The following is a 10,180-nucleotide window of genomic DNA, read 5'->3' on the forward strand; positions in this document are numbered from 1 at the left end:
AGCTTGCCCTGCGCCAGCTCGGCGGCCCCGGCGAGCTCGTCGGCGACCGCGGGCAGCGTCACCGCGAGCGGGTTGCCGTGCGGGTCGGTGCGGCCGGCGAAGTCCTCGGCCACCACCAGACCGGCGGCGCCGATCGCGAGGTCGGTCTGTCCCTCGCGCCACGCCCGCCCCGCGGTGTCGGTGACGATGACGGCGACGTTGACCCCGGTCCGGGCGTGGAGGTCGCGGCGCAGGGCGGCGGCCGAGGCGTCGGGATCGAGGGGGAGCAGCACGATCGAGCCCACCGCGACGTTGGAGGCGTCCACGCCCGCGGCCGCCATGGTCAGCCCGAGCCGGTTGCGCACGATCCGGGTCGCGCCGCGGCGGGCGACCAGGCGGACGGTCTCCTCGTCGATCGCTTCCTCGCGGTCGCCGACCCGGGTGCGGCCCTCGGCCTTGCTGACGACCTTGCTGGTCACCGCCACGACATCGCCGTCGGCCAGCACGAACCCGCCGGCGCCCCGGCCCAGTGCGTCGAGCACCAGCCCCGCGAGGTCGTCGCCGGCGCCGACCTCGGGGATCCCGTCGGGCGCCCAGACCTCGAGCCTGCTCATGCCCTACCGTCCGACACGAGCGCCACCGCCGCCGCAGCCATGGCCGCGGTCGCGTCGAGGTCGCTCATCATCAGCGGCACGGCCCGGGCGCGCAGGCCCGCCTCCTCGAGGCGCCGGACCTGCTCGGCGTCGCGGGAGTCGACGAGCCAGCCGTCGAGCACACCGCCCGCGGACCGGGAGCCGTAGTGGACGCCGACCGCGCCGGCGCTGACCTCCACGCCGATGCTCGTCAGCATCTGCGAGGCCATCCCGTGCACGTGCGAGTCGCCGACGATGGGGGAGAGGCCCACGACGGGGGCGGAGGTGGCACGTACGGCGTCGCGGATGCCGGGCACGCCGAGGATGGTCCCGACGGACACCACCGGGTTGGACGGCGGCAGCACCACCAGGTCGGCCTCCGCGATCGCCTCGAGCACCCCTGGTGCGGGCGTCGCCGCGTCCTGGCCCACGGCCAGCACCGCCTCGGCGGGCACGGCGGCGCGCAGGCGCACCCAGTACTCCTGGAAGTGGATGACCGAGCGGCCGCTCGGGCTGTCGGGGTCGGCCACGGCGATGTGGGTCTCCACCCGGTCGTCGCTCATCGGGAGCAGCCGGACCGTGTCCCCGTGGGCCGGCGTCAGCCAGCGCCGGCACAGCGCCTCGGTCACCTGCGACAGCGTGAACCCGGCCTCGAGCATCTGGGTGCGGACGAGGTGGGTGGCGATGTCGCGGTCGCCGAGGCCGAACCACGTCGGCTCCACGCCGTACGCCTCGAGCTCGGCCTTCGCGCTCCAGGTCTCGTCGCGGCGGCCCCATCCGCGCTCGACGTCGATGCCCTCGCCGAGGGTGTACATCACGGTGTCGAGGTCGGGGCAGACCTTGAGCCCGTGGATCCACCAGTCGTCGGCGGTGTTGGCCACGACGGTGACCTCGGTGGCGGCGGATCCTCCGGGCACGGCCCCCGTGCGCAGGCCGTGGAGGAGTCCCTGGAGGAATCTGGCCCCGCCCACGCCTCCGGAGAGGACGGTGATACGGCGGAGCGGCGGCGGGAATGATGACATAGGAACAGCCTGCCGGATGGCGAATGGCTATATCAGATCCGGGCTTGACTTACGGGAACGACAGGCATGTAATTCCCACAGTGTCGTTGGGTGTTTGATGTCCAGCCGGGTCGAAAGGGCTTACCACCATGAGAGCAGAACTGTTTCTCCTCGAACCCGAGGGCGAGGAGCTCGGTTGGCAGGATCGCGCCCTGTGCGCACAGACGGATCCGGAGGCGTTCTTCCCCGAGAAGGGTGGATCGACCCGGGAGGCCAAGAAGGTCTGCCTGACGTGCGAGGTGCGCGACGACTGCCTCGAGTCCGCGTTGATGAACGACGAGCGCTTCGGCATCTGGGGCGGTCTCTCCGAGCGCGAGCGCCGCAAGCTCAAGAAGCGCGCCGTCTGACCTCTCCGCCGTTTTCGGACGTGCGGGGCGCCTCGCTAAGGTGCTCCGGTGTCCGTCACTGCGCTTCTCGTCAGTCATGACGGGGCGAGGTGGCTCCCAGCAGTTCTCGCAGGTCTGACCGGGCAGACCCTCCCGGTCGACCGTGTCGCGGTCGTCGACACCACGAGCCGCGACGACAGCGTCGCCCTGGTCCGCGAGGCACTCGCGGGCGCCGGACTGGACGAGCCCTCCGGTCGGCTGGTGCTCGACGTCGTCCCGGGCTCGGTGAGCTATCCCGCCGCCGTGCGCCGCGCGCTGGAGCTCGTGCCCCCCGCGGCCCCGACCGGCGCGGACGACGACGAGTGGATCTGGCTCCTCCACGACGACAGCAACCCCGACCCGGGTGCGCTGGCCGAGCTGCTGGCGGCCGCGGGCGAGCACCCGGACGCCGCGATCCTCGGCCCCAAGCTGCGCGAGTGGCCGTCGCTGCGCCGGTTGCTGGAGGTCGGGCTGACCATCACCGGCACCGGCCACCGCGAGACCGGCCTCGAGCGCGGCGAGTACGACCAGGGCCAGCACGACGCCGTGCGCGAGGTGCTGGCGGTCAACACCGCCGGCATGCTCGTGCGACGCCGGGTGCTCGAGTCGCTGGGCGGGCTCGACGAGGAGCTGCCGATCTTCGGCAACGACATCGACTTCGGGTGGCGGGCCGCACTGGCCGGCCACCGCACGCTCGTGGTGCCGCAGGCCGTGGTCTTCCACGCGGAGGCGGCGCACCGCGGCGTACGCCGTACGCCCCTGACGGGACGGCACACCCACTACCAGGAGCGCCGGGCGGCGCTCTTCACCTCGCTGGCCAACGTGTCCTCCCGGGCCTTCGCCTGGCAGTACGTCCGGCTCTTCCTCGGCTCGCTGCTGCGGGTGCTCGGCTACCTCGGCGTCCGCTCGGTGGGCGAGGCGCTCGACGAGCTCGCTGCCGTCCTGTCGGTGCACGGCCGCCCCCGCCAGCTGCTCGCCGCCCGCCGCGAGCGGGCCCACCGCCGCGAGGGCGATCCCCCGCAGCAGGAGGCCGTACGCCGCCTGCTGGCGCCGCCGTGGCTGCCCTACCGGCACGGCCTCGACTTCGTCACCGACCTCGCGTCGGCCGCGACCAGCCAGGCCGCCGACGTCGCCGAACGCCGGCGGGCCGCGCGGTCGCCCGGCGCGGCTCCCTCCGGTCGCGAGGAGCGACACGGCTCGGCCACCTCGACCGCGGAGGACGACGAGGACGCCTACCTCACCGACACCGGCCTGGTCGCCCGCTTCTTCACCAACCCGGTCGCGGTCGTGCTGGTGCTCTTCGGCGTGCTGGCCCTGCTCGCGGGGCGCGAGGCCTTCGGCTCGATCACCGGCGGCGCGCTCTCACCGGTGCCGTCCGCGGCCGGTGACTGGTGGCGCCTGCACACCGCGACGTGGCTGCCGCTCGGCACCGGCACCGACGTGCCGGCACCCGCCTACGTGCTGTCCTTCGCCCTGGCCGCCTCGCTCCTCCTCGGCCACACCGGCGCCGTCATCTCCGGCCTGATGCTGCTGGCCGTGCCCATCGCCGCGTGGGGCGCGTGGCGCCTGCTCAAGGTGGTCGGCCGCCTCGTCGACCCGCTCGGCCTGCCGCGCTGGCTGGTGGTGTGGGGCGCGCTCACCTACGCGCTGGTCCCGGCCACCTCGGGCGCGTGGGGCGAGGGCCGCTTCGGCACCGTCGCGGTCGCGGCGCTCCTGCCCTGGGCCGCCCACGCCGCGCTGGGCTTCGTCGACCCCGACCGCGACCGGCGCTGGCGCGCCGCCTGGCGCACCGCCCTGCTGCTCGCCCTCGGTGCGGCCTTCGTGCCCGGCTTCTGGCTCTTCGCCCTGCTGGCGACCGCCGTGGTGCTGGGCGCCGCCGCCGTCATCTCCCCGCGGCTGCTGCGCGAGCGCGACAGCTGGGGCCCGCCCGTCGTCGCGGTGGCCGCGACCCCGGTGCTGCTGGCGCCGTGGCTGCTCCCGCTGATCACCACGGGCTCCGCGGCCGGGCTCCTGCTGGAGGCGGGCCGGCTCACGGTCGACCAGGTCACCTTCGGCGGCCTGGTCACCGGACGCCTCAACGACCTCGGGGCGCCCTGGTGGCTGGGGATCGTGCTCGGCGTGCTGGCGGTCGCGGCGCTCATCCCACGACGTACGCGCGTGTCCGTGGTCATCTGCTGGCTCGTCGCCCTGGCCGCCGCCCTCGTCTCCGGAGTGCTGTCGCACCTCACGCTCGACCTGCCCTCGGTCACCACCCGGCCGAGCCTCGGCCTCTTCGTGGTGATCCTGCAGGGCACCTCGGTGGTCGCGGTCGTGCTCGGCGCCGATGCCTACCTGCGACGGCTCGACGAGCACCACCCGTGGTGGCAGCGAGGCCTGGCGACCGCGCTGGCCGTCGTGGCCGCGCTGGTGCCGCTCGGCGGCCTGGGCTGGTGGCTGACCACGCCCGACAACGCGCTGGCCCGCGACGCCGAGCAGGACGTCCCGGTCTACATGCAGCAGAGCTCGCTCCTCGGCGAGGAGCACGGGGTGCTGGTGCTGCGCGGGTCGGTCGAGGACGGCATCACCTACCGCATCCGCCGCGACGACGGCACGACGGTGGGCGAGGACGAGGTCCTCACGCTCGCCGACGAGGACACCGAGCTGACCGCGGAGGTCCGCGCGCTGGTCTCCTCGCCCACACCCGGCGTCGTCGCCGCGCTCGGCGCGCGCGGCGTGGAGTACGTCGTGCTCAGCTCACCCGCCGACGGGCGCATCTCCGCACTGCTCGACGCGACGGCGGGGCTCGACCAGGCCAGCGCCGAGGACCGCAGCACCCGCGCGTGGCACGTCGACCGGCCGCTCGACCCCTCGGCCGTGGACGGCCCCGGCTCCTGGTGGCGCACCCCGCTGCTGGTCGTGCAGGGCCTGGCGATCCTGGCCGCCCTCGTCCTCGCCGCCCCGACGGTCCGCCGGCGCCGAGAGGAGCCCGAGCATGGCTGAGCCCACTCCCGCCCCCACCGGTCGTCGCCGGATCGCCGAAGGGGCCACGCGGCGCCCGTCCCCGCTGACCCTGCTGGCCGTGGCGATCCCGCTGCTCACCGTGGCGGCGCTCGGGCTGGTCCGACCCGCCGAGACACCCCCGACGTCCGCCGCCCCGACGGGCGCCCCCCTCGACCGGTCGACGGCGGTGTGCCCGCCGAGGTTGCCGGGAGCAGACGACCTCCGGCTCGGCAGCACCGGGCTCGCCTCCGGAGAGCTCGCCCTGCGGGTCGGGCGCACGGACGACACCGAGACGCTCGAGGACGGGGTCGCCGCCCGCCGCGAGCGCCAGTACGTCGTCATCAACGGGGCTGGCGGCCTCGCCACGGGCCTCGTGGCCACCCGCTCGGGTGCCGGCTCGGCGGTCGCCTGCGAGCAGCCCGCGCCAGAGCGGTGGTTCACCGGGGTGGGCGCCTCGGCCGAGCACGCCTCGACCCTGACCCTGGTCAACCCCGACAAGGGACCCGCCGTCGCCGACGTGACGGTGTGGGACGGCAGCGGCCTCGTCGAGGTGCCCGCGCTGCTCGGCATCCGGGTGCCCGGCGGTCGCTCGACCTCCTTCGACCTCTCCGAGGTCACCCCCAACCGCGACGCCCTCGCGATGCAGGTCACCGTCACCCGGGGGCGCCTGGGCGCCAGCGTCGTCGACGTCCTCGACCCCGTCGGTCGCGACCGGCCGGTCCGCGAGTGGCTGCCCGCGCAGGCCGCGCCCGCGGCGACGTCGTACGTCGTCGGGGTCGGCACGAGCCCGGCCGACCGGACGCTCACCCTCGCCAACCCCGGCGACAGCGAGGTGCGCGTCGCGCTCAAGCTCGTCAGCGAGGAGAGCGAGTTCGCCCCGTCGGGCATCGAGGAGGTGACCCTCGCACCGGCCTCGGTGAGCGAGGTCGACCTCGGCGGCGTGCTGCGTGGCCGGACCGCCGAGGGCGTCCAGGCGCTCCGGCTCGAGGCGACCGGCCCGGTCACGGCCAGCCTGCGCACGCAGACGCCCGACGACCTGGCGTTCGCCACGGCCGGTCCGACGGTCGCGAGCGAGACCGCCGTCGCCCTGCCGGCCGGCGCGAAGCGCCTGGTGGTCGCGGGCGCGGGTGCCCCCGGCGTGCTCCTCCTCCGGGCGTGGGACGCGGACGGGCAGCCCGTGGTCAACGAGCGCCGCGTCGAGCTCGACCCGGCGACCGCGGCCCGGATCCGGCTCCCCGACGAGGCCGTCCTGGCACACGTCGAGCTCGAGCGCACCGGCGCGGTCGTGTCGCTCGAGGTGAGCGACCGGGGCCTGTCGATGCTGCCGCTGGCGCAGCTGGAGACCACCAGCCAGGTGCCGGCCGTCCGCCCGGCACCGCGCTGACCCGGCGCTGACCCGGCGCTCACCCGGCGCTGGCTCACCCTTCGTCGGGGTCGGCGTACCTCTCGTCGACCTGGCCGGGTGTGAGGTTGAGCAGCTCCGCCAGCTGCTCGACGACGACGGTGTGCACCATCGCCTCCAGCTCGTCGCGGCTGGTGGCCCGGTGCTCGATGGGGCGGCGGAAGAGGACCAGCCGGGTGGGGTCCTGGCCCTTGCCGCGCACGAGCGACGACAGCGGCACGGTGTCGTCGCCCCAGTCGTCGGGCAGCATCGGCGCGTCCTCGACGGCGTACTCCACCAGGCCGAGGTGGCGCTGCCACCGCTCGTCGAGCGGCGTGACGACGTCGAGGACGAGCTGGTCGAACCGCTGCCGCGCGGTCCGCAGCGCCGGTGTGCCGGGCACGGCGGGCAGCACCCCGGGCCCGCGCATGCCGCGACCGCGCCGGTCACGACCGCGACTGCGTGCCGCACTGCTGACGTCGTCCACGCCGCGAGCCTAAGCGCCGGGCGTGCATCCGGCGGGTAGCGTCACCGGCGTGAGCCTTGCCCGTCGTTGTTCTCGTACGGCGTGTGGCCGTTCGGCGGTCAACACGTTGACCTACGTCTACGCCGACCAGACCGCCGTCCTCGGCCCGCTGGCGACCTACGCCGAGCCCCACGCCTACGACCTCTGCGAGCTGCACAGCGAGCGCCTGTCCGCGCCGCGCGGCTGGGAGGTGCTCCGGCTCGCTCCGGACCCGCGTGCCCAGGGGCCGAGCAGCGACGACCTGCTCGCGCTCGCCGACGCCGTGCGCGAGGCCGGGCGCCCCGCCCCCGCGCCGGTGCCGCTGCACTCGACGGACGACCCGAGCCGGGGCGCCAAGCGCGGGCACCTGCGGGTCCTGTCGTCGACCGACTGACCTAGACTCCGCACCGTGAACATCGACCCGCAGCTGCTGAGCATCATCGTCTGCCCGGCCTGCCACGGCGAGCTGTCGGCCGCCGTCGTGGACGGCGCCGAGGAGCTCGTCTGCCAGGGGTGCGGCAACGCCTATCCCATCCGCGACGACATCCCGGTGCTGCTGGTCGACGAGGCCCGCAAGCCCGCCTGAGGACACCGGCCGTGGCGACGTGGTTCGACGAGGCCCGGCTCGATGACGCCGGGGTGCTGGAGACGGTGGACCTGCGCCTGCGCACGCTCGCCGAGAGCGGGTCGCGGGTGCGCCGCGAGGCCCACGAGGCGGCCACGGCGACGGCCGAGCTGATCGCGCGCGGGCGCGACGACGACCGTCCCCGCGCGGTGATCGCCGCCGGTCCCGACTCCCGCCTGCTCCGCGCCGTCCTCGAGCCGTGGTGCCCGGTGCCGTTCGTGGCGTGGCCCAACCCGGGGCTGCCCGGCTGGGCCGGCTCGCTCGACCTGGTCGTGATGCTGGCCCCCGAGGGCAACGACCACGGGTCCGCCTCCGCCGTCGCCGAGGCCGTACGCCGCGGGTGCCAGGTCGTCGTCGCGTGCCCCGAGCGGTCGCTCGTCGGCGAGCACGCGGCCGGGCGGCACGTCACCGTGCTCCCCACGGTGACCGGCGACCAGCTGGCGACCGCTGTCGTGATGCTCGACTACCTCGCCCACGTGCACCTCGGCCCGCAGGCCGACGCGGAGTCGGTGGCCGAGTCGCTCGACGACGTCGCCACCGAGTGCTCGCCCCACCGCGACCTCGCCGTCAACCCGGCCAAGATGCTCGCCATCGCGATGGCCGACACCAACCCGCTGATCTGGGGCGGCTCGGTCCTCGCGGCCCGCGCCGCCCGCCGGCTGGCGGAGTCGCTGCGCCGCACGAGCGGCCGCTCGGCGATCGCCGGCGACGCCGAGCACCTGCTCCCCGTCATCGAGGCCACCAAGCCGCGCGACACCTTCGCCGACCCGTTCTCCGAGGAGGCGGCCGACCTGCGCCCGCTGCTGCTGATCCTCGACGACCGCTCCGACGACCCCGTCGTGCGCGAGCAGACGGTCGGGCTGCGCGCCGCGGCCGCGCGGCACGGGGTGCGGGTCGAGACGCTCGACACCGAGGCCGACGCCGAGGTGGCGCGCTACGCGTCGCTGCTGCTGGCCGGGACCTACGCCGCGGAGTACCTGCGCATCGGTCTGGTCGAGGACTAGCTCACCCGCGCCAGGCGCATCCCGAAGACCAGCGCCTCGGCACCGTGCACGAGCGCGGTCCGCTCCACCTCCATCCCGAGCTTGCGGGCGACGCCCGCGACGGCAGGTTCTCCCGGCGGATCAGAGCGACGAGGTGCTCGAGGCCCTGTGCCGCGGCCCAGTCGCGTACGGCGGTGGCGGCCTCGGTGGCGTAGCCGTGCCGGCGCATCGCGGGCATCACGTGGTAGCCCACCTCGACCCTGCGGAGTGCCCTCGACGGTGAGCCCGCAGTCACCGACGAACTCGCCCGCGTGGGTCTCCACCACCCACAGGCCGAAGTCGTGCTCGGCGTAGTTGCGCTCCTGCCACTCGATCCAGCGCACGGCGTCGTCGCGGTTCCTGGCGGACAGGACCGCGGTCACGTCGTCGAGGTCGGCCATCGCCATCGGTCGCAAGCGCGGGCGCGGCGTCGGCTCGGGCAGCATCGGGTCAGGTGAGTGGCCGGGTGGCCTCGGGAGCCCGCTGGTCGACGTCGGCCCAGACCTCGGTCAGCTCGGCAAGGAGGCCGTCGCGGACGGTGGCGAAGCTGGCGACCGAGAAGACCAGGTCGTCGCCCGTGGCGCTCGTCCCGATGACCTTCGCCCGCAGCACCCCACGGTCTCCGTCGGCGACGAGGTCCTCCAGCAGCATCCGCTGGAATCCGGGGTAGTCGGCGTTGAGCCGCACCCAGCCGTCGCGGTCGAAGACCTCACCGGTGTGCACCAGCCGGCAGGTGAGATCGGGGTGCAGGAGGGCGGCCAGCCCGTCCCAGTCGTGTGCGTCGATGACCTCGGCGAGACGGGTGAGCAGGGTGGCGGCGTCCATGACGCGAGTGTGGCGCGGGCGACCGACAGTGGTGAGCGTCGCGACATGCCTGCGGCCCCGCCACCTGCTGGTGGCGGGGTGCGGGGCGGGGTCATGGTCGGCGGGGCTGTGGGATCTGGGGCCCTGGCGGGTCGGGTGGGTCCAGTGCGGTGGTGCCGGTGGTGTCGCGTCGGTAGTGGTGGCCGTGGGGGCTGGTCCATTCGTAGACACCTGGCTCGGTCATCTCGTAGCGCCACAGGGTGTGGGTCTTGAGGCGGTGGTGGAACCGGCACAAGGCGGCGAGGTTGGCGGTGCTCGTGGGGCCGGCCTGGGGTCGGGCCTCGGCTGCGGCGGTGTGGTCGTGCGCGATGACGTGGTCGACGTCGCAGCCCCTGGCCGGGCGTGAGCACCAGGGGAAGACGCAGGTGCGGTCTCTGAGGATGACGTGCTCGCGGATCCGGTCGGGGACCGCGTACGCGGGCGTGGACCGGTCTGTGTTGAGGTCGATGACGGGCTTGATGGTGACCCTGGTCCGGCTGTCGCCGCACCAGGACTTGAGCTGCTCGAGGAGGACGAGCCGCTGGCCCTCCTCGAGGCGCCCGGTGGGCCCGAACACCGTCACGTCCCCGGTGGCCGATGCTGCGAAGTGGGCGTGGAGCACGACCTCGCGGGCGGCCGGCAGCCCGTCCTGATCCTCGGTCCCGCTCTTCCCCTGGGTGAACAGGTCGAGCGCGGTCTGGGTGCGGGCCAGGTCGCCGAGCGCCTTCGCGCGACGGGCGTTGAGGGACAGCTCGGACCCGAGCGCCTTCTGTGTCGCAGCACCGTGG

12 protein-coding genes are annotated in these 10,180 nt (G+C 74.7%); 6 read left to right on the forward strand and 6 right to left on the reverse strand.

The features are described from left to right. The coding region (cofE, locus tag JWN97_RS07850; RefSeq protein ID WP_297621005.1) for a coenzyme F420-0:L-glutamate ligase at positions 1-593 on the reverse strand (593 nt) is incomplete at its 3' end. Further along, on the reverse strand, positions 590-1,633 hold the full coding sequence (cofD, locus tag JWN97_RS07855; protein WP_297621008.1) for a 2-phospho-L-lactate transferase: 1,044 nt from the start codon (positions 1,631-1,633) through the stop codon (positions 590-592). The genes cofD and cofE, both read right to left, overlap by 4 nt. A 128-nt stretch (positions 1,634-1,761) precedes the next feature. Between cofD and JWN97_RS07860 the strand changes: the two genes are divergently transcribed. The 3 genes from JWN97_RS07860 to JWN97_RS07870 are packed head-to-tail and all read left to right on the forward strand — an operon-like array spanning position 1,762 to position 6,400. Continuing rightward, a complete protein-coding gene (locus JWN97_RS07860) occupies positions 1,762-2,019 on the forward strand; it encodes a WhiB family transcriptional regulator (protein WP_091199910.1) in 258 nt (85 codons plus the stop codon). A gap of 48 nt (positions 2,020-2,067) precedes the next feature. Next, on the forward strand, positions 2,068-5,016 hold the full coding sequence (locus JWN97_RS07865; protein WP_297621019.1) for a glycosyltransferase family 2 protein: 2,949 nt from the start codon (positions 2,068-2,070) through the stop codon (positions 5,014-5,016). Continuing rightward, on the forward strand, positions 5,009-6,400 hold the full coding sequence (locus JWN97_RS07870) for a DUF5719 family protein (protein ID WP_297621022.1): 1,392 nt from the start codon (positions 5,009-5,011) through the stop codon (positions 6,398-6,400). The genes JWN97_RS07865 and JWN97_RS07870 overlap by 8 nt, the downstream gene beginning before the upstream one ends. Before the next feature lie 34 nt (positions 6,401-6,434). On the opposite strand, the gene JWN97_RS07875 is transcribed toward JWN97_RS07870, so the two are convergent. Next, on the reverse strand, positions 6,435-6,884 hold the full coding sequence (locus JWN97_RS07875; protein ID WP_297621025.1) for a metallopeptidase family protein: 450 nt from the start codon (positions 6,882-6,884) through the stop codon (positions 6,435-6,437). 49 nt (positions 6,885-6,933) lie between these two features. On the opposite strand from JWN97_RS07875, the gene JWN97_RS07880 reads away from it, so the two are divergent. The 3 genes from JWN97_RS07880 to JWN97_RS07890 are packed head-to-tail and all read left to right on the forward strand — an operon-like array spanning position 6,934 to position 8,531. Then, positions 6,934-7,296 (forward strand): DUF3499 domain-containing protein, encoded by a 363-nt coding sequence (locus JWN97_RS07880; protein ID WP_297621028.1) that lies wholly within the window; start codon positions 6,934-6,936, stop codon positions 7,294-7,296. Between the two features lie 21 nt (positions 7,297-7,317). Continuing rightward, positions 7,318-7,488 carry a Trm112 family protein gene (locus JWN97_RS07885; RefSeq protein WP_363321264.1) on the forward strand — a complete coding sequence of 57 codons (171 nt, stop codon included), beginning with the start codon at positions 7,318-7,320 and terminating at the stop codon, positions 7,486-7,488. Between the two features lie 11 nt (positions 7,489-7,499). Then, positions 7,500-8,531, forward strand: a complete 1,032-nt coding sequence (locus tag JWN97_RS07890; RefSeq protein ID WP_297621031.1) for an SIS domain-containing protein — start codon at positions 7,500-7,502, stop codon at positions 8,529-8,531. Position 8,532: 1 nt separating this feature from the next. Here the strand turns inward: JWN97_RS07890 and JWN97_RS21200 are convergent, their stop codons facing one another. The 3 genes from JWN97_RS21200 to JWN97_RS07905 all read right to left on the reverse strand — a co-directional run. Continuing rightward, complete coding sequence (locus tag JWN97_RS21200) at positions 8,533-8,748, reverse strand: GNAT family N-acetyltransferase (RefSeq protein ID WP_363321265.1); 216 nt, start codon at positions 8,746-8,748, stop codon at positions 8,533-8,535. A 251-nt stretch (positions 8,749-8,999) separates the two neighbouring features. Then, positions 9,000-9,374 carry a nuclear transport factor 2 family protein gene (locus JWN97_RS07900; RefSeq protein ID WP_297621033.1) on the reverse strand — a complete coding sequence of 125 codons (375 nt, stop codon included), beginning with the start codon at positions 9,372-9,374 and terminating at the stop codon, positions 9,000-9,002. A gap of 91 nt (positions 9,375-9,465) precedes the next feature. Continuing rightward, a partial coding sequence (locus tag JWN97_RS07905) for an HNH endonuclease signature motif containing protein (RefSeq protein WP_297621035.1) occupies positions 9,466-10,180 on the reverse strand: 715 nt, incomplete at its 5' end.

This window comes from Nocardioides sp. (genome assembly GCF_025965415.1).
Lineage (GTDB): Bacteria > Actinomycetota > Actinomycetes > Propionibacteriales > Nocardioidaceae > Nocardioides.